We start from the raw sequence: 16,749 nt of genomic DNA, 5'->3' as shown, positions 1-16,749 counted from the left end.
AGAGTCCTGTTCCGGCCGACGGCTGTGCGGCCCTGGTGCCGCCCGGAACAATGCGCCTTCTCTTTTCTTTCAAGCGCCCCGGGCCGCGGGCAGACAGTATGGATTCAAAGGCGTTGCAAGGTGCGGTCCCGACGGGGCGCGGGTCGTGGACGGCCGGCTTCGGCCCGGCCGAGCTCATGCTGCTGCTCGTGGCAGCGGTCTGGGGCGGCAGCTACGCGGTGGCCAAGCAGGCGACGCAGCAGCTGCCCGTGCTCGAGTTCGTCGCGCTGCGCTTCGGCCTCACCTTTCTCGTGCTGCTGCCCGCGCTGCGGCCGCTGTGGCGTGACCCGCAGTGGCGCCAGGGGCTCGCCGTGGGCGGCCTGCTGGGCGCCAACCTGCTCGCCATCTTCCTGTGCGAGACCTTCGGCGTCTCGCTGACCCTGGCGAGCAACGCCGCCTTCCTCATCAGCCTGTGCGTGGCGATCACGCCCTTCGTCGAATGGTGGCTGCTGGGCCGGCGGCCCGCGCGGCGCGTGTTCTGGGCGGCCGGGCTCTCGGCCGTGGGCGCGGCCCTGCTGTCGGCGCCCTCGCTCGCCGACCTGTCGATGGGGTGGGGCGACGCCCTCATGCTCGCCGCCGCCTTCCTGCGCGCCGTCATGGTGTGCCTCACGCGCCGCCTGGCCGGCCGCCACACCCTGCCGGCGCTCACGCTGACGGCCGTGCAGTCGGGCGTGATGGCGCTGGGCGCGGCGGCGCTGTCGCTGTTGGCCGTGTCCGGCGGCGGCACTTGGCACCTGCCGCCCGCCACGGCCGGCTTCTGGTGGGGCATGGCGTATCTCGTGCTGCTGTGCACCGTGTTCGCCTTTTTCGCGCAGAACCACGCGGCCTCGCGCAGCAGCCCGAGCCGGGTGTCGCTGCTCATGGGCAGCGAGCCGGTGTTCGGTGCGGCCATCGCGGCGCTCGGGCTGGGTGAGCGCATCGGCGCCTGGGGTTGGGCCGGCGGCCTGCTGATCGTGGGCGCCGCCCTGTGGGTGAGCCTGGCGCCGGAGGAAGGCGGGCAGACGGGGCGCCCCTGACGGCGGAAGGGGGCCGGCTGGGCGCGGCCCCCGGCTCGTGGCATCCTCGGGGGCTGCGGCGTTTCGCCGCCCCCCACAACACCAAGGAATGCAGACATGGGCGCGCAATGGAAAGCCAAGCACAAGGACGTGGCCGCGAATGCCAAGGGCCGGCTGTTCGGCAAGCTGGCCAAGGAAATCATGATCGCCGCGCGCAACGGCGCCGATCCGGCCTCGAACGCGCGGCTGCGGCTGGTCGTCGAGCAGGCCCGCAAGGTCTCGATGCCGAAGGACACGCTCGACCGCGCCATCAAGAAGGGCGCCGGCCTCACGGGCGAGGCGGTGCACTTCGACCACGTCATGTACGAGGGCTTCGCCCCGCACCGCGTGGCCGTGATGGTCGAGTGTCTGACCGACAACGTGAACCGCACCGCGCCTGAAATGCGCGTGCTGTTCCGCAAGGGCCAGCTCGGCACCTCCGGCTCGGTCTCGTGGGACTTCGACCACCTCGGCATGATCGAAGCCGAGCCCGCCAGCAAGGACGCCGACGCCGAAGTGGCCGCCATCGAAGCCGGCGCGCAAGACTTCGAGCCGGGCGCCGAAGACGGCACCACCCTGTTCCTGACCGAGCCCGCCGACCTCGACCTGGTGAGCCGCGCACTGCCGGCCCAGGGCTTCACCGTGCTGTCGGCCAAGCTGGGCTATCGGCCCAAGAACCCCGTTGATCCTGTGAGCCTGAGCGCTGCCGACCTCGAAGAGGTCGAGGCGTTTCTTGCGGCCATCGACGCGAACGACGACGTGCAGAACGTGTACGTCGGGTTGGCGGGTTGAACTGAGCGCCTGACGTTCGGGGGCGACGCTCCCGCCGACGCGGTACCTTGCTCCGCGAATGTCCCCCGGGGCTTCGCCCCTCCTCCTTAATTTCGCTGCGCAAGGCACCGCATCGGCGTGAGCGTTGCGAGGAGCGGTCGTTGATCGGCCGCACACCACCGCCGCGTCCCGTGCGCAGGACACTGGGTGCTTCCCGCAGCGAAATCAAGGGGGAGGCCGCAGGCCGGAGGACATTCGCGGAGGGAAGTACCCGGTGGCCTGTGCACACGCCCTGAACATCGTCGATAGAACCGAGCCGCCCGCCGGAGACAATCCGCGCCGGAGGAAAACAGTTCAATGACCCATTCGACGAAGAAACGAACGCCGTCGCGTACCGCACGGCATGCCCTCGGCCTGGCACTGGCCATCGCCGGCTTCTCGGCGCAGGCCCAGACCGAAGCCGCCGCACCGCCCATGGCCGCAGCCTCGGCACCCGCCGAAGCCACCCCCGCCGCACCCCCATCCCAAACCCGCGTCCGCTACCTGCGCATGCCCCAGCAGAGCGGCGCCGATCACCTGCGCGTGGTGCGGCGCGAAGACACGGTGGGCCGCGTGGCCGGCCAGGTCGCGTTGAACGTCGCGTTCGCCGTGCTCGGCACCGGCGCGGCCGTGCAGGGCTTCTCGAAGGACGGCCTTGGCGGCACCACGCTCGAAGCGCTGCGCGACGACCCGGTGAGCGTCAACCCGGCCATGAGCGACCTGCAGGAGGCCCTGAGCAAGATCGCCACCGACATCTACCGCCGCCGCACCGAGACCGCGCTCGCCACCGCGCTGACCGACGGCTCGACGCCCGAAGAGATCGAAGCCGCGCGCCAGACGCAGAAGGAGGCCGACTCGCCGCTGGTCCCGGGGTCGTGGCACCTCGTCTACGAAAACCTGATGGGCTCGGACGAACTGTTCCGGCTCAAGTACGGCGCCTCGCTGGGGCGCGCGGGCTTCATGCGCCCGCCGATCGGCTGCAGCTACGAATCGGAGCCGCTGGCCTGGACCCAGTGGCAGGCCGACGGCTGGCAGCGGCTGCGCGAGGAGCGCGTGAAGATCGTGGCCCGTTGCGTCGAAGCCATCGGCGCCGCGCCCGAAAACCGCTGGTAATCAGCGGCAGGCCGCTCAGTACAACCCGAGCTGCCGCGTGCGCAGCCGCGCCAACCCCAGCAGCGCGTCGGTGAACGGCGTGGCCACGCCCGTCAGCTCGCCCAGCTCGCGCACCACCGTGACGAGCGCATCGAGCTCGACCGAGCGGCCCGCCTCCACGTCCTGCAGCATCGAGGTCTTGAACGCGCCGAGCTTCATCGTCACCGCGTGCCGGTCTTCGGGGCTTTGCGTGATCTCGATGCCGATGCGCCGGCCGATCTCCTTGGCCTCGAGCATCACGGCCGAGATGAAGCCGCGCACGTAGTCGTCGCCCATGATCAGGTCGGTGGTGGCTCCGGTGAGCGCGCTGATCGGGTTCACCGTCATGTTGCCCCACAGCTTGAACCACACGTCCTTCTGGATCTGCGGCGACAGCGTGGTGTCGATGCCCGTGCTTTTGAGCAGCTCGACCAGCTTCTGCACGCGCGGCGTGGCCTCGCCCGAAGGCTCACCCACGATCAGCCCGTTGCCGAAGTGGTGCCGCACCACGCCCGGCCCGTCGAGCGAGCAGCTGGCGTGCACCACGCAGCCGATCACGTTGCGCGACGGAATGGCCTTGGCAATGGCGCCTTCGGGGTCGACGGCCGCGAGGCGGTGCCCCGTGATCTCGCCGCCGAAGCCGCCTTCGAGGAACCACCACGGCACGCCGTTCATCGCCACCAGCACGATCGTGTCGGGTCCGATCAGCGGCCCGATGCGCTCGGCCACGCCGGCCAGCGCGGGTGCCTTCACGGCGATCACCACCAGGTCTTGAACACCCAGTGCCTCGGGGTCGGCCACCGCGTTCACCGGCACGCGCGTGCGCACGTCACCCCGCATCAGCGAGAGGCCGTCCTTCTGCAGCGCGTCGAGCGTGGCGCCGCGCGCCACCACGTTGAGGCGCTGGCCTGCCTGTGCGAGGCCGACGCCGATCCATCCGCCGATCGCGCCGGCGCCGTAGATGCAAATCTTCATGGGAACAGGCGCCTCAGTTGCGGTAGCTCGGGTCGATGCGGTCCACTTGCCGCACCAATGCATTGAACACGTCCTGCCCGGCGCCGTGCGCGGGGCTGAACTGCAGCGCGTCGCGCGTGCAGCGCTGCGCGATCTCTTCGCTCACCGGAATGGCGGCGCCCATCGAGAAGGTTGCCATCTGGATCTCGCAGGCGCGCTGCAGCGTCCACAGGATCGCGAAGGTCTGCGACAGCGTCTGTCCCCAGGCCAGCAGGCCGTGGTTGCGCAGGATCACCGCGTTGCGATCGCCGATGCTTTTCAGCAGGCGCGGGCCTTCGTCGGCATGGATCGTGATGCCCTCGAAGTCGTGGTACGCCACCATGCCGTGCAGCTGGGCGGTATAGAAATTGGTCTGCTGCAGGCCGCCCTGCAGGCAGGCCACGGCCACGCCGGCCGTGGTGTGCGTGTGCATCACGCAGTGCGCGCCGTGCAGGCCGTCGTGGATGGCCGCATGCACCACGAAGCCGGCCGGGTTCACCGGGTAGGTCGAGCCGTCGAGCACCTTGCCCTGCAGGTCGATCTTCACCAGGTTGCTGGCCGTCACCTCGCTGTAGTGCAGGCCGAAGGGGTTGATGAGGAACTGCTTCTCGCCACCGGTCACGCTGTCGGGCAGCCGCACCGTGATGTGGTTGTAGATCATCTCGGTCCAGCCCAGCATCGCGAACACGCGGTAGCAGGCCGCGAGCTCCTCGCGCGCGGCGCGCTCGTCGGGATGGATCGAGGGATGGACCAGCGCCGACGGCGCGGTGGCGAGTGTGTTCATGGCAGTTCCTTCATGTGATCAACCTTCAGCCGTGAAGCCGACCTCTTTCACGATCGGCGCCCACTTGGCGGTGTCCTTCTTCAGCAGATCGGCCAGCTCGGCCGGCGTGGAAGACATGGCTTCCAGGCCGAAGGTGCCGAGGCCGTCGATCACGTCCTTCTGTGCGAGCGCGTTCTTCATCGCCGTGTTGAGCTTCGTCACCAGCTCGGGCGAGGCCTTGGCCGGCAGGAAGAAGGCGAACCATTCGCTGTGCGCCATGTTCTTGATGCCCTGCTCGCCGAAGGTCGGCACATCGGGCGCGAAGCGGCTGCGCTTGGCACCCGACACGCCCAGGATGCGCACCTTGCCCGACTGCAGGTGCTGCGTGATGTCGCCGATGGGGCCCGACACCGCCGAGATGTTGCCGCCCAGCAGGTCGAGCATGGCCGGCTGCGTGCCGCGGTAGGCCGCGTGCTTGAGCTCGACGCCGGCCTGCTTGCCCAGCAGCGCGCCGATGAAGTGCGGCGTGGAGCCCGCGGCCGGTGAGCCGTAGTTGGCGCCGGCCGGGTTGGCCTTGGCCCAGGTGAGGAACTCGGGCACCGTCTTGATCGTGGCGGGCACGGCCGGGCCGACCGCGAAGCCGAAGTCGAAGATGCAGGCCAGGCTCACGGGCGTGAGGTCGACCATCGGGTCGTAGGGCAGCTTCTTGTAGATGTGCGGGTAGATCGTGAGGATCGACGTGGGCGTCTGCAGGATGGTGGTGCCGTCGGCCGGGCGGCCCTTCACGTAGCTCACGGCGATCTGGCCGCCCGCGCCGGTGCGGTTCTCGACCACGGCGGTCTTGGCGTAATCGGGGCTCAGCTTCAGCGCGATGCGCCGGCAGGTGGTGTCCGAGGTGCCGCCGGCCGCGAAGCCGGTGACGATGGTGGCGTTCTCGAGCGCGGCAGCCTGCGCAAAGGCCTGCTGGCCGAGGCTGGCGAGCAGCGCCGAAGCGCCGGTGGACTGCAGCATGTGGCGGCGGGTGAAGGTCATGTCTGTCTCTTTTCGGGATGGTGAGGAGGGAACAGGATCACGACTCGTCGCGCAGCCAGGTGACCGCGCCCGAGTGGGTCACGGCGCCCTGGTGGGCAGGGCGCACGGTGAGCGCGTATTTTTCCAACAAACCACCGTGCGCCACCCCCGCGTTTACCTCACGTCCGGCCAGCCGCGACGCGATTTCTTCGGCGCTCAGTTCGACCGAAATGCTGCGCGCCGCGGCGCGTGCATCGATGGCCACCATGTCGCCGTCGCGCAGCACCGCGATCGGCCCGCCGTCGGCCGCCTCGGGCCCCGCGTAGCCGATGCACAGGCCGCGCGTGGCGCCCGAAAAACGCCCATCGGTGAGCAGGGCCACCTTGTCGCCCATGCCCTGGCCGTACAGCAGCGCGGTGATGCCCAGCATCTCGCGCATGCCGGGGCTGCCCTTGGGGCCTTCGTTGCGGATGACGATCACGTCGCCCGCCTCGTAGCGACGGTTCTGCACGGCGGCCTGCGCTTCTTCTTCCGAATTGAAGACGCGCGCCGGGCCGCGGTGCACCAGCGTCTTCAGGCCCGCCGTCTTGAGCAGCGCGCCGTCGGGGCAGAGGTTGCCCTTGAGCACGGCCAGCCCGCCGTCGCGCGTGATCGGGTTGCCCGCTTCGCGCACCACGCGGCCGTCGGGCGCGGCGGCGTCGGCCACTTCCTCGGCCAGCGTGCAGCCGGTGAAGGTGAGGGCGTCGCCGTGCAGGAAGCCCTGCTCCAGCAGCGTGCGCAGGATGACGCCCGCGCCGCCGATGTAGTACACGTCGCGTGCCAGGTACTGGCCGCCGGGGCGCAGGTCGGCAATGAGCGGCGTGCGCGCGAAGATCTCGGCCACGTCGTCCAGGTGGAACTTGATGCCGGCCTCGTGCGCGATCGCCGGCAGGTGCAGCGCGGCGTTGGTGGAGCCGCCCGTGGCCGAGACCACGGCGCAGGCGTTTTCGAGTGCCTTGCGCGTCACGATGTCGCGCGGCAGCGGGCCGTCGCCCATCACCGCCTTCATGAGCTGTTTGGCGGCGCGACGCATCAGCGGCGCGCGTTCGCTGAACACCGCGGGCACCATGCTCGAGCCGATGGGCGCCAGGCCCAGCGCCTCCGACACCATGCCCATGGTGTTGGCCGTGAACTGCCCCGCGCAGGCGCCGGCCGTGGGCAGGCAGGCGCGGCTCATGGCGTCGAGTTCGTCGTGCGTGGCGGTGCCGGCCAGCACCTTGCCGATGGTCTCGTAGGTGTCGACCACGTTCAGGTCGCGGCCGTCGGGCCCGGGCATCTGGCCCGGCAGGGCAGAGCCGCCGTGCACGAACACGCTGGGCACGTTGCAGCGGACCATGCCCATCATCAGGCCCGGCAGGTTCTTGTCGCAGGCGCCGATGGCGAAGATGCCGTCCCACTGGTGGCCGCGCGTGGACGCTTCCACGCTGTCGGCGATGAGCTCGCGCGAGATCAGCGAGAAGCGCATGCCCGAGTGCGCCATCGTCAGGCCGTCGCTCACCGACACCACCGGGCATTCGTGCGGCGTGCCGCCGCCGGCGTAGATGCCGGTCTTGGCGTGCTGCGCCTGCTCGCGCAGGTTGAGGTTGCACGGGCTCATCTCGCCGCCCGTGTGGAACACGCCGACGTGCGGGCGCGCGATGTCCTCGTCGTCCTGGCCCAGCGCGTGCAGGAAGCTGCGCGTGGTTGCGCGGATCGTGCCCTCGCGGATGGTCGCGGAGCGGAAGCGTTTCGTGGGGTCGGTGGGCGTGGTCATGCGGCTGGCGAAGGCTGGCTCGTGAAAGGGCGGGGCGTCAGAACATGCCGTTCTTGTTCGCGGCGGTCTCGGGCACGGGCTGCACCACGTCCCAGTGCTCGACGATCTTGCCGTTCTCGAGCTTGAAGATGTCGACGATGGCGCTGCCGCGCGTGCCCGGCTCGCGCACCGCGTTCACGTGCAGGATCACGTAGTCGCCGTCGACGAAGCTGCGCTTGATCTCGCTGTGCGACTTCGGAAACTTCTCGCGCAGGAAGGCGATGAACTTGCGAAAGCCCTCGGGCCCGTCGGCCGCCGTCGGGTTGTGCTGCACGTAGCGGTTGCCCACGTACTGCAGCGCCGCGTCGGCGTCCTTCTGGTTCAGGCCCTTCTCGTAGAAGGCGAGCACGGTCTGGCGGTTGGCTTCCTGCCGGGCCTGCGCGGTCGAGGCCGGGCCCGTCTGGGCGCAGGCGCCCAGGAACAGGGCGGCAGCAGCGGCGAAAGCCGCGAGGGTGGTGCGTCGCATCGAAATTTCCTTGACGGTGGATCAGTAGCCGTTGGGCGCGGTGGCGCCCGGCGCGGCCTTGTACTTCGCGAGCAGTTGCTTGGCGGCGGCCGCGAGCAGGATGGTGTCGACACCCACGGCCACGAACAGCGCGCCGGCCGCGAGCCACTTGCGCGCCTGCTCCTCGGTGGTCGACAGGATGCCGGCCGCCTTGCCGGCCTTGCGGATGCGCGCGATGGCGTCGGCGATCGTGGCCTGCACCTCGGGGTGGTTGGGCTGGCCCACGAAGCCCATCGAGGCCGACAGGTCGGCCGGGCCGATGAACACGCCGTCCACGCCCGGCGTGGCCGCGATGGCGTCGAGGTTCTTCATCGCCTCGACCGTCTCGGCCTGCACCAGCAGGCAGGTCTGCGCGTTGGCTTCGTGCAGGTAGTTGGGGTACGCCTGCCAGCGCGAGGCGCGCGCCAGCGCACTGCCCATGCCGCGGATGCCTTCGGGCGGGTAGCGCATGCCCTGCACGAGCTGGGCGGCCTGCTCGGCGGTGTCGACCATCGGCACCAGCAGCGTCTGCGCGCCGATGTCCAGGTACTGCTTGATCAGCGTGGTGTCACCGACCGGAATGCGCACGACGGGGTGCGAGCGCTGCGCGTCGGGCTGCGCCGACCACGCGCTGGAGATGCCCTGCAGCTGCGCGAGCACCGAGCGCACGTCGTTGGGCGCGTGCTCGCCGTCGACCAGCAGCCAGTCGTAGCCGGTGCCGGCCAGCAGCTCGGCCACGTAGCCGTCGCCCAGGCCGACCCACAGGCCGATCTGGGGTTGGCCGGCCTGCAGGGCCTGCTTGAAGGTGTTGAGTGGGGTGTGCATGAAAAACTCGTCAGACAAAACGGAAGGCGATGGAGCCCAGGGGGCCGTAGTCGGCGTGGAAGGTGTCGCCCGGCACGGCGTTGGTCGGGCGCGTGAACGAGCCGCCCAGCACGATCTCGCCGGCTTCGAGGCATTCGTCCCACGGCGCGAGCTTGTTCGCGAGCCAGGCCACGCCGGTGGCCGGGTGGTTGAGCACGGCCGCGGCCACGCCCGACTCCTCGATCACGCCGTTCTTGTAGAGCAGCGCGCTCACCCAGCGCAGGTCGACCGCATCGGGCTTCACCGGCCGGCCGCCGAGCACGATGCCGGCATTGGCGGCGTTGTCGGCGATGGTGTCGAACACCTTGCGCATGGCCTTGGTGTGGCGGTCGAACTGCTCGATGCGTGCGTCGATGATCTCGATGGCGGGCACCACGTAGTCGGTGGCGGCCAGCACGTCGAAGATGGTCACGTTCGGCCCCTGCAGCTTCTTGCCGAGCACGAAGGCCAGCTCGACCTCGATGCGCGGCGCGATGAAGCGCGTGAACGGGATGTCGCCGCCCTGCTCGAAGAACATGTCGTCCAGCAGCGTGCCGTAGTCGGGCTCGGTGATCTGGCTGGCCTGCTGCATGGCGCGCGACGTGAGGCCGATCTTGTGGCCCTTCACGATGCGGCCTTCGGCGATCTTGTGCTTCACCCATTCGCGCGAGATGGCGTAGCCGTCCTCGATGGTCATCTCGGGGAAGCGCTTGGAAAAATGCTCGACCTGCACGCGCGACTTCTCGCTCTCGTGCAGTTCGGCGGCCAGTTGGGCGATGGTGGCGGTGGAGAGCATGGGGGCTCGCTTCTTCTTTATGGCTTGTTGAACAGGGGATGCAGGTTGCTGTGCTTGCCGTCGTACACCTGCCCCGGCGCTTCGTCGATCTGTAGCGTGATACCGATGTGGCGCTGCGTGAAGACGGGCTCGAAATGCGTGCGCACGGCGGCCAGCAGGTCGTCCCCGGCTTTCTTCTTCACCGCCTCGGAACGGCCCGAGGCCATGCGCAGGTTGAGGTACACGAAGGCGTAGTCGGCCTGGCCGTCGGCCACCGCGTAGTGCGCGGCGGGGTAGGCCAGCACGCGCGTGCCGCCCGTGGGGAACACCGGCTTGCCGGCCTCGTCGCGCTGTTCGAGCATGGTGTCGGCCAGCGTGCGGCACAGCGCCGACACGTCGGTCTCGGCCTCGATGTTGGGCGTGTACAGGATCACCAGGTGCGGCATGGTCGTGCTTCGTTCAAACCACCGACATCGTCGCGGCCGTGCAGGTCACCGCGAAGATCGGAATGGCTTTCATGTGGAAGATCTCGCCCTTGCCGCGCGCGGCCGCGGCCACGCTCAGGAAGGTGCGGATCTCGAAGCCGCCCTGGCCGGCTTCGCGGTAGGTGGCCTCGTCGCCGTAGTCGGCCTGCGACAGCAGCGCCTCGCGGTCGTTGGCGCACCAGCGGCGCATGAACTCGGCGTCCCACTCGGCATTGACCTTGCCCGAGTCGGGCGTGGCCGGCCAGTGCGAGATGCCGCCCGTGCCCACCAGCGCGATGCGCTCGGGCACCTTGTCGCAGGCGCGGCGCAAGGCTTCGCCGAAGGCCCACGCGCGGTGCAGCGGCGTGAGCGGCGGGCCCTGGCAGTTGATGTTCACGGGAATGACCTTGGTGTCGAAGTTCGGCGTGAGGAAGTTCAGCGGCACCATGATGCCGTGGTCGAACTTCCATTCTTCCGCGTAGGCCACGTCCACCGTCTGCATCACTTCGCGGATCAGGCGCTGCGACAGCGCGGCGTCGCCGGGGATGGTGTGCTTCTCGATGCCCAGCCATTTCGGGTCTTCGATCGGGCCCTCGTAGCTGTCGGCCATGCCGATCGCATAGGCCGGCATGTTGTTCATGAAGAAGTTCGCGAAGTGCTCGGCCGCGATGACGATCACCGCGTCGGGCTTCGTGGCGCGCATCGCCTCGCCGAAGCGATGGAACTGCGCGTGGAACTCGTCCTTCACCGCCGGGTCGGCGAGGTGCGCGCGGCCGGTGATGCCGGGGGCGTGGCTGCACACGCCTGCGAATACGAGACTCATACGCCTGCCACTTTCTCGTCAGTGCCTGTTGTCATTGCGTAGATGCCGGCGCGCACGGGCCCGTACTTGCGCACGCCTTCGCGCATGGCTTCCAAGTAGTCCGCCCACGCGACGCCGAGCAGGGGCGCGAAGTGCATCAGCAGCTGGCCGTTGCACCCGAGCACGTAGAGCTTGCCGATGTCGCCGGTGCCGATGGCTTCGCGCTCTTCGTCGTTCAGGTCGTAGCCGGCCAGCAGCGTGGCGCGCGTGTCGCCGCCTTCGCCGAAGCGGCGCTGCACGTCGGCGTCGCGGTTCAGCGCGAACAGGAATTTCTGCATCGCATAGAGGCTCATGGTCAGCCCTCGATCTGGATGTTGGCCTTGCGGATCACGTCGCCGTACTTCGCGATCTCGCTGCGGATGAACTCGGCAAAGCGCTCGGGCGTGCCCGACAGCGACGCGATGCCGCCCTTGTGGAACGCCTCGGTCACGGCCGGCGATGCCAGGGCGCGGTTCACCTCGGCGTTCATGCGTTGCACGATGGCGTCGGGCGTGCCGGCCGGGGCCAGCAGGCCGTTCCACGAATTGGACTCGATGGCCACGCCCTGTTCGGCCAGTGTGGGTATCGCGGGCGCGTACTGCGAGCGCTGCGCGGTCGCCATGCCCAGCGCCACCAGCTTGCCGGCCTGCACGTGGCCGCGGAACTCGGGCCAGTTGCCGAACATGACGGTCACCTGGCCGCCGAGCAGGTCGGCCAGCGCCGGGCCCTGGCCCTTGTAGGGCACGTGCACGATGTCCAGGCCCATCTGCAGCTTGAGCATTTCGCCCGACAGGTGGGCCGAGGTGCCGTTGCCGAAGGAGGCGAAGCTCAGCGTGCCGGGCTTGGCCTTGGCCTGGTTGCGCAGGTCGGCCAGTGTCTTCAGGCCGCTGCCCGGGTGCGTGGCGAGCACGTGCTCCGACATGCCCATGAGCGCGACCGGGCGCAGGTCTTTCAGCGTGTCGTAGGGCAGCTTGCGCACCAGCGTCTGGTTGGCCGTGAAGCTGTTGGCCACGCACACGAAGCTGTGGCCGTCGGGCGCCGACTTGGCGACCGCGTCGACGCCGATCACCGTGCCGGCGCCGGGCTTGTTCTCGACGATCACCGGCTGGCCCAGCGCCTTGCCGAGTTCGAGGCCGACGAGGCGCGCGACGAAGTCGGTGGTGCCGCCGGGCGTGAAGGGCACGACGATGCGCACGGGTTTGTTCGGCCATGCTGCTTGCGCGCGCGCCAGCGAGGGCAGGGCCGCGAATGCGGCGGCGCCCTGCAGCAGCGTGCGGCGTTGCGTGTTCACGCCACGCCCCAGTGCGGAATGTGGTGCGAGCCCATCGACACCGCGATGTTCTTCGGTTCGCAGAACACTTCGTAGCTCCAGGTGCCGCCTTCGCGGCCCGTGCCCGAGGCCTTGGTGCCGCCGAAGGGCTGGCGCAGGTCACGCACGTTCTGGCTGTTGACGAAGCACATGCCGGCTTCCACGGCGGCGGCCACGCGGTGGGCCTTGCCGATGTTCTCGGTCCACACGTAGCTGCTCAGGCCGTAGGCGATGTCGTTGGCCAGCTCGATGGCGTGCGCCTCGTCCTTGAACGGGATCAGGCAGGCGACCGGGCCGAAGATCTCGTCCTGTGCGATCTTCATGCGGTTGTCGACGTCGGCGAACACGGTGGGCATCACGTAGTTGCCCTTCTTCACGCGGTCGGGCAGGTTCGACGGCGCCTCGAGGCCGCCGCACAGCAGCGTCGCGCCTTCCTTCGGGCCCAGCTCGATGTAGCTGCGCACCTTGGCCAGGTGGGCCTGGGAAATCATCGGGCCGACGATGGTCTTCTCGTCGAGCGGGTCGCCCACGGTGATGCGCTTCGCACGCTCGGCGAACTTGGCGGCGAAGTCGGCGTAGATCGACTGCTGCACCAGGATGCGCGAGCCGGCCGTGCAGCGCTCGCCGTTGTTGCTGAAGATCATGAACACGGCCGCGTCGAGTGCGCGGTCGAGGTCGGCGTCTTCGAAGATCACGAAGGGGCTCTTGCCGCCCAGCTCCATGCTGAACTTCTTCAGGCCCGCGCTCTTCACGATGCGGTTGCCCGTGGCGGTGGAGCCGGTGAACGAAATCGCGCGCACGTCGGGGTGCGCCACCAGCGGCTCGCCGGCTTCCTTGCCGTAGCCGTGCACGAGGTTCAGCACGCCGGCCGGAATGCCCGCTTCGAGCGCCAGCTCGCCCAGGCGCGCGGCCGTGAGCGGCGACAGCTCGCTCATCTTCAGCACGGCCGTGTTGCCGAAGGCCAGGCAGGGCGCGACCTTCCAGGTGGCGGTCATGAAGGGCACGTTCCACGGGCTGATGAGCGCACACACGCCCACCGGATGGAACAGCGTGTAGTTCAGGTGCGTGGGCGTGGGGTAGGTGTGGCCGTCCACCCGCGTGCACATCTCGGCGAAGTAGTAGAAGTTGTCGGCCGCGCGCGGGATGAGCTGCTTGCCGGTCTGCGCGATCACCTGGCCGCAGTCGTTGGTCTCGGTCTGCGCGATCTCGGGCACGTGCTTGGCGATCAGGTCGCCGAGCTTGCGGATGAGCTTGGCGCGCTCGGGCGCGGGCAGGCCGGCCCACTTGGGGAAGGCGGCCTTGGCGGCGGCCACGGCGGCGTTCACTTCGGCCTCGCCGCCCGAGGCGACTTCGGCCAGCACTTCCTGCGTGGCGGGGTTGACGGTTTCGAAGTAGTCGGTGCCTTGGACTGGCTTGCCGTCGATGAGGTGATGGATCTGTTGCATGGGCGTGAGGGTGTTGCGGCCTTGCGGCGGTGTGTCGTCAGTCGAGCTTGATGTCGCGCGCCTTGATGAGCGCGTGCCACTTCTTGCGTTCGGTGTCCACGAAGCGGGCCATCTCGGCGGCGTCCGTGGGGCGGGCTTCCCAGCCGGCGTCGTAGAGCTTCTGCTTCACGCCGGTGTCGTTCATGCTTTTCAGCAGGTCGGCGCCCAGGCGCGCCTGGATGTCCTTGGGCGTGGCGGCCGGTGCCACCAGCCCCTGCCAGGTGTAGGCCTCGACGGCGTAGCCGAGCTCCTTGGCCGTCGGCAGCTGGGGCAGTTGCGGTACGCGCTCGGACGACATGGCCAGCAGCGGGATCACCTTGCCGGCCTTCACGGCGCTGATGCCGCTGGGCAGGTCGAGCATCATCAGCGGCACCTGGTTGCCCATGAGGTCCTGCAGCGCAGGTGCGCCGCCCTTGTAGGGAATGTGCAGCAGCGACACGCCGGCCTCGCGCTGGAACAGTTCGTAGGCCAGGTGGTGCGGGCTGCCGGTGCCCGGCGTGGCGATGCTGTACTTGCCCGGCGAGGCCTTGAGCGCCGCGATGAGCGCCTTGGCGTCGCTGAAGCCCGCGCCCGGCGCGGCCGTGATGATCAGCGGCGAGCGGCCCATCATGCCGAGCAGTGCGAAGTCTTTTTCGGCGTCGTAGGGCAGCTTCTTGTAGAGCGCGGGGTTGTAGACCAGCACGCCGTTGTCGGCCGAGAACACGGTGTAGCCGTCGCCCGGCGAACGCGCCACGTTTTCCGACGCGATGATCGCGCCCGCGCCGGGGCGGTTGTCCACCGTGACGGGCTGTGCGAGCTGCTGCGAGAGCTGCGCGCCGGCCGTGCGCGCGAGGTAGTCGGTGCCGCCGCCGGCCGGGTAGCCCACGACCCAGCGCACGGGCTTGGTCGGATAGGCCGAGGCGGTCTGTGCCGTTGCCGCGGGTGCGAGCAGCAGCGTGGCGGCGCTGGCCGCCACGAAGGCGGCAGCAAGGCGGAAGGTCCGGGTTCTGGCGGTCGTCATGGCGGTGTGTCTCCGTTTTTTTGAAAGGGGGTGGCGTGGTCGGCCGATCAGCGCGCGGCGATGGTGTTGACCAGCGCGCCGATGCCGTCGATCTCGGTCACGACCACATCGCCCGGCTGGCAATCGACCACGCCGTCGGGCGTGCCGGTGAGGATCAGGTCGCCCGGCGACAGCGTCATGAAGCGGCTGAAGTACTCGATGAGGAAGGGCGCGTCGAAGATCATGTCGCGCGTGTTGCCCTGCTGCGTGACGGTGCCGTTCACCGTGGTGCGCAGCGCGAGCGTCATCGGGTCGGCCACGTCGGCCGCATCGACGAACCACGGGCCCAGCGGCGTGCAGGTGTCGCGGTTCTTCACGCGCAGGTTGGGGCGGTACCAGTTCTCGAGGTAGTCGCGAATCGCGTAGTCGTTGGCCACCGTGTAGCCGCCGATGAAGTCGTACGCGTCGTCGCGCTTCACGTGCTTCGCGGTCTTGCCGACCACGATGGCGAGCTCGCATTCGTAGTGCATGAACTTCACGTCGGCCGGGCGGTGCGTGAGCTGGCGGTGGCCGATGAGCGTGCTCTGGCCCTTGACGAACACCAGCGGTTCCTCGGGCGCCTTGAACTCCAGCTCTTTCGCGTGGTCGGCGTAGTTGAGGCCGAGCGCGAGGATGGTGCGCGGGCGCGCCGTGGGCGCGAGCGGCGGCAGCCACACGAGCTGCTCCTGCGGCACGACGCGGCCATCTTGGAGCCGCACGGCGGCGTCGGCCTGGCCGTTGAATTCGTGCGCGGTGCCGGTGTGCTCGCGGCCTTCGAAGATGACGCGTGCGTGCTTCATGCCGTTGCTTCCTTCACCAGCGTGTTGCTCAGAGTCTCGAACCCCGGCGCGGAAATGTCGATGCGGTCGCCCGCGCGGGCCAGCGGACGGCCCAGGTCGCAGCCGAGCATCAGCACGTCGCCGTGCGCCAGCGTCATGAACTCGCCCACGTCGGCCAGCAGCTGCGGCGCGGAGCGCACGAGCTGCGAGAAGTCGATCGACTGCTTCAGTTCGCCGTTGATGCGCACCTCGACGCGGAACTGCGCCGGGTCGGCCACCTCCTGCGCGTCGCGCAGCGCCGGGCCGATGCCCAGGAAGCCGTCCACGCACTTGAACTTCACCGGCGGGCGGAAAAAGCTCGCATGCGGGATCGACAGGTCGTTCAGCAGCACGAAGCCTTCGATGTCGCCCTCGGCGCCGATCACCATGCCGATGCTGGCGCCGACTTCCACGTCGGACACCGCGGCGGGCACGCCGATTGCGCTGCCGTGCGGGCTCCAGGTGTTGGCCGTCTTCACGTAGAGCACGGGCGCCTTCGGCGGTGCCTTGTAGGGCGCCTCGGTCATCTGCGGCGCGAGCGCCGCGGCCTCGGCGCGGAAGTTCAGCAGCGTGCCGTACACGGTGCCGTTGGGGAGAAAGGAAGTGGTCATGGTTCGGGTTGCTCCAGCGCGATCAGTTCGTCCAGCAGGCCGTAGAGCTGCGTCAGCTTGGCCTTGCCCAGCGACTGCTCCATCCAGTCGTAGTGCGCCTCGATGCTGGTGCCCAGGCGCTTCACGAGCTTCATGCCGTGCGGCGTGGCCTCGACCACGGTGCGGCGCTGGTCGGCCGGGTCGCGGGCGCGGGTGATGAGGTTGTCGCGCTCCATGCGTGCCAGCACGCCCGTGAGGCTGGGGCCGAGGATGAAGGCCTCGCGCGCGACGCGGCCGGTGTCGACCGCACCGTGCTCGCCGAGCACGCGCAGCACGCGCCATTGCTGGTCGGACAGCGCGTGCTCGCGCAGGCTGGGCCGCGTGTGGGCCATCACGGCTTCGCGGGCCTGCAGCAGCAGGCGCGGCAAATTGCGGTGCGTGAAGGTGGTGCTCAAAAGCTGTGCCTCTCAGAATTATTTAACATGTTAAATGAATGCTGAGAAAACACGCC

19 protein-coding genes are annotated in these 16,749 nt (G+C 69.2%); 3 read left to right on the top strand and 16 right to left on the bottom strand.

Annotation, left to right across the window (positions count from 1 at the left end; genetic code table 11):
- The first annotated feature begins 98 nt into the window (after positions 1–98).
- From AC1RL8_RS27155 to AC1RL8_RS27145, 3 genes are all read left to right on the top strand, one after another.
- Positions 99–1,055, top strand: coding sequence for a DMT family transporter (locus AC1RL8_RS27155; RefSeq protein WP_492687232.1), 957 nt, complete (start codon positions 99–101; stop codon positions 1,053–1,055).
- Between the two features lie 96 nt (positions 1,056–1,151).
- Positions 1,152–1,865, top strand: coding sequence for a YebC/PmpR family DNA-binding transcriptional regulator (locus tag AC1RL8_RS27150; RefSeq protein WP_492687233.1), 714 nt, complete (start codon positions 1,152–1,154; stop codon positions 1,863–1,865).
- Positions 1,866–2,201: 336 nt separating this feature from the next.
- Positions 2,202–2,996 carry a hypothetical protein gene (locus AC1RL8_RS27145; protein ID WP_492686588.1) on the top strand — a complete coding sequence of 265 codons (795 nt, stop codon included), beginning with the start codon at positions 2,202–2,204 and terminating at the stop codon, positions 2,994–2,996.
- Between the two features lie 15 nt (positions 2,997–3,011).
- On the opposite strand, the gene AC1RL8_RS27140 is transcribed toward AC1RL8_RS27145, so the two are convergent.
- From AC1RL8_RS27140 to hpaR, 16 genes are read right to left on the bottom strand one after another with little or no spacing between them, the layout of a single operon-like run.
- On the bottom strand, positions 3,012–3,989 hold the full coding sequence (locus tag AC1RL8_RS27140) for a 2-dehydropantoate 2-reductase (RefSeq protein WP_070063517.1): 978 nt from the start codon (positions 3,987–3,989) through the stop codon (positions 3,012–3,014).
- A gap of 13 nt (positions 3,990–4,002) precedes the next feature.
- Positions 4,003–4,791 (bottom strand): class II aldolase/adducin family protein, encoded by a 789-nt coding sequence (locus AC1RL8_RS27135; protein WP_492686589.1) that lies wholly within the window; start codon positions 4,789–4,791, stop codon positions 4,003–4,005.
- Positions 4,792–4,809: 18 nt separating this feature from the next.
- The gene (locus AC1RL8_RS27130; RefSeq protein WP_095949816.1) at positions 4,810–5,802 is read right to left on the bottom strand and encodes a Bug family tripartite tricarboxylate transporter substrate binding protein; all 993 of its coding nucleotides are present in this window, start codon (positions 5,800–5,802) and stop codon (positions 4,810–4,812) included.
- A gap of 37 nt (positions 5,803–5,839) precedes the next feature.
- Entirely contained in the window at positions 5,840–7,573 is a 1,734-nt protein-coding gene (ilvD, locus tag AC1RL8_RS27125) for a dihydroxy-acid dehydratase (protein WP_492686590.1), read from the bottom strand.
- Positions 7,574–7,610: 37 nt separating this feature from the next.
- Positions 7,611–8,078 (bottom strand): nuclear transport factor 2 family protein, encoded by a 468-nt coding sequence (locus AC1RL8_RS27120; RefSeq protein ID WP_492686591.1) that lies wholly within the window; start codon positions 8,076–8,078, stop codon positions 7,611–7,613.
- 21 nt (positions 8,079–8,099) lie between these two features.
- A complete protein-coding gene (gene hpaI / locus AC1RL8_RS27115; RefSeq protein WP_492686592.1) occupies positions 8,100–8,921 on the bottom strand; it encodes a 4-hydroxy-2-oxoheptanedioate aldolase in 822 nt (273 codons plus the stop codon).
- 10 nt (positions 8,922–8,931) lie between these two features.
- Positions 8,932–9,735 (bottom strand): 2-oxo-hept-4-ene-1,7-dioate hydratase, encoded by an 804-nt coding sequence (gene hpaH, locus AC1RL8_RS27110; RefSeq protein WP_062476860.1) that lies wholly within the window; start codon positions 9,733–9,735, stop codon positions 8,932–8,934.
- 17 nt (positions 9,736–9,752) lie between these two features.
- Entirely contained in the window at positions 9,753–10,160 is a 408-nt protein-coding gene (locus AC1RL8_RS27105; protein ID WP_492686593.1) for a 5-carboxymethyl-2-hydroxymuconate Delta-isomerase, read from the bottom strand.
- 13 nt (positions 10,161–10,173) lie between these two features.
- The gene (locus AC1RL8_RS27100; RefSeq protein WP_062476853.1) at positions 10,174–11,001 is read right to left on the bottom strand and encodes a DODA-type extradiol aromatic ring-opening family dioxygenase; all 828 of its coding nucleotides are present in this window, start codon (positions 10,999–11,001) and stop codon (positions 10,174–10,176) included.
- Positions 10,998–11,333 carry an aromatic ring-opening dioxygenase subunit LigA gene (locus AC1RL8_RS27095; RefSeq protein ID WP_070063511.1) on the bottom strand — a complete coding sequence of 112 codons (336 nt, stop codon included), beginning with the start codon at positions 11,331–11,333 and terminating at the stop codon, positions 10,998–11,000. The genes AC1RL8_RS27100 and AC1RL8_RS27095 overlap by 4 nt, the downstream gene beginning before the upstream one ends.
- Positions 11,334–11,335: 2 nt before the next feature.
- Entirely contained in the window at positions 11,336–12,310 is a 975-nt protein-coding gene (locus AC1RL8_RS27090) for a Bug family tripartite tricarboxylate transporter substrate binding protein (RefSeq protein WP_492686594.1), read from the bottom strand.
- Complete coding sequence (hpaE, locus tag AC1RL8_RS27085) at positions 12,307–13,773, bottom strand: 5-carboxymethyl-2-hydroxymuconate semialdehyde dehydrogenase (protein ID WP_307589512.1); 1,467 nt, start codon at positions 13,771–13,773, stop codon at positions 12,307–12,309. Before hpaE ends, AC1RL8_RS27090 begins: the two co-directional genes overlap by 4 nt.
- 37 nt (positions 13,774–13,810) lie before the next feature.
- On the bottom strand, positions 13,811–14,812 hold the full coding sequence (locus tag AC1RL8_RS27080; protein WP_070063509.1) for a Bug family tripartite tricarboxylate transporter substrate binding protein: 1,002 nt from the start codon (positions 14,810–14,812) through the stop codon (positions 13,811–13,813).
- A gap of 47 nt (positions 14,813–14,859) precedes the next feature.
- The gene (locus AC1RL8_RS27075) at positions 14,860–15,630 is read right to left on the bottom strand and encodes a fumarylacetoacetate hydrolase family protein (protein ID WP_492686595.1); all 771 of its coding nucleotides are present in this window, start codon (positions 15,628–15,630) and stop codon (positions 14,860–14,862) included.
- Positions 15,627–16,259, bottom strand: a complete 633-nt coding sequence (locus AC1RL8_RS27070; RefSeq protein ID WP_492686596.1) for a fumarylacetoacetate hydrolase family protein — start codon at positions 16,257–16,259, stop codon at positions 15,627–15,629. The genes AC1RL8_RS27075 and AC1RL8_RS27070 overlap by 4 nt, the downstream gene beginning before the upstream one ends.
- Entirely contained in the window at positions 16,256–16,693 is a 438-nt protein-coding gene (gene hpaR, locus AC1RL8_RS27065; protein WP_056583837.1) for a homoprotocatechuate degradation operon regulator HpaR, read from the bottom strand. The genes AC1RL8_RS27070 and hpaR overlap by 4 nt, the downstream gene beginning before the upstream one ends.
- Between the last annotated feature and the right edge of the window lie 56 nt (positions 16,694–16,749).

Source organism: Variovorax sp. GW822-FHT04E09, from assembly GCF_058800845.1.
This window is presented reverse-complemented; position numbering and strand designations above follow the sequence as displayed.

What these genes read in the sequence shown, in the direction of transcription:
- AC1RL8_RS27155 (WP_492687232.1), top strand. Translation starts at nt 99, where the DNA reads ATGGATTCAAAGGCGTTGCAAGGTGCGGTCCCGACGGGGCGCGGGTCG.
- AC1RL8_RS27150 (WP_492687233.1), top strand. Translation starts at nt 1,152, where the DNA reads ATGGGCGCGCAATGGAAAGCCAAGCACAAGGACGTGGCCGCGAATGCC.
- AC1RL8_RS27145 (WP_492686588.1), top strand. Translation starts at nt 2,202, where the DNA reads ATGACCCATTCGACGAAGAAACGAACGCCGTCGCGTACCGCACGGCAT.
- AC1RL8_RS27140 (WP_070063517.1), bottom strand. Translation starts at nt 3,989, where the DNA reads ATGAAGATTTGCATCTACGGCGCCGGCGCGATCGGCGGATGGATCGGC.
- AC1RL8_RS27135 (WP_492686589.1), bottom strand. Translation starts at nt 4,791, where the DNA reads ATGAACACACTCGCCACCGCGCCGTCGGCGCTGGTCCATCCCTCGATC.
- AC1RL8_RS27130 (WP_095949816.1), bottom strand. Translation starts at nt 5,802, where the DNA reads ATGACCTTCACCCGCCGCCACATGCTGCAGTCCACCGGCGCTTCGGCG.
- ilvD (WP_492686590.1), bottom strand. Translation starts at nt 7,573, where the DNA reads ATGACCACGCCCACCGACCCCACGAAACGCTTCCGCTCCGCGACCATC.
- AC1RL8_RS27120 (WP_492686591.1), bottom strand. Translation starts at nt 8,078, where the DNA reads ATGCGACGCACCACCCTCGCGGCTTTCGCCGCTGCTGCCGCCCTGTTC.
- hpaI (WP_492686592.1), bottom strand. Translation starts at nt 8,921, where the DNA reads ATGCACACCCCACTCAACACCTTCAAGCAGGCCCTGCAGGCCGGCCAA.
- hpaH (WP_062476860.1), bottom strand. Translation starts at nt 9,735, where the DNA reads ATGCTCTCCACCGCCACCATCGCCCAACTGGCCGCCGAACTGCACGAG.
- AC1RL8_RS27105 (WP_492686593.1), bottom strand. Translation starts at nt 10,160, where the DNA reads ATGCCGCACCTGGTGATCCTGTACACGCCCAACATCGAGGCCGAGACC.
- AC1RL8_RS27100 (WP_062476853.1), bottom strand. Translation starts at nt 11,001, where the DNA reads ATGAGTCTCGTATTCGCAGGCGTGTGCAGCCACGCCCCCGGCATCACC.
- AC1RL8_RS27095 (WP_070063511.1), bottom strand. Translation starts at nt 11,333, where the DNA reads ATGAGCCTCTATGCGATGCAGAAATTCCTGTTCGCGCTGAACCGCGAC.
- hpaE (WP_307589512.1), bottom strand. Translation starts at nt 13,773, where the DNA reads ATGCAACAGATCCATCACCTCATCGACGGCAAGCCAGTCCAAGGCACC.
- AC1RL8_RS27080 (WP_070063509.1), bottom strand. Translation starts at nt 14,812, where the DNA reads ATGACGACCGCCAGAACCCGGACCTTCCGCCTTGCTGCCGCCTTCGTG.
- AC1RL8_RS27075 (WP_492686595.1), bottom strand. Translation starts at nt 15,630, where the DNA reads ATGAAGCACGCACGCGTCATCTTCGAAGGCCGCGAGCACACCGGCACC.
- AC1RL8_RS27070 (WP_492686596.1), bottom strand. Translation starts at nt 16,259, where the DNA reads ATGACCACTTCCTTTCTCCCCAACGGCACCGTGTACGGCACGCTGCTG.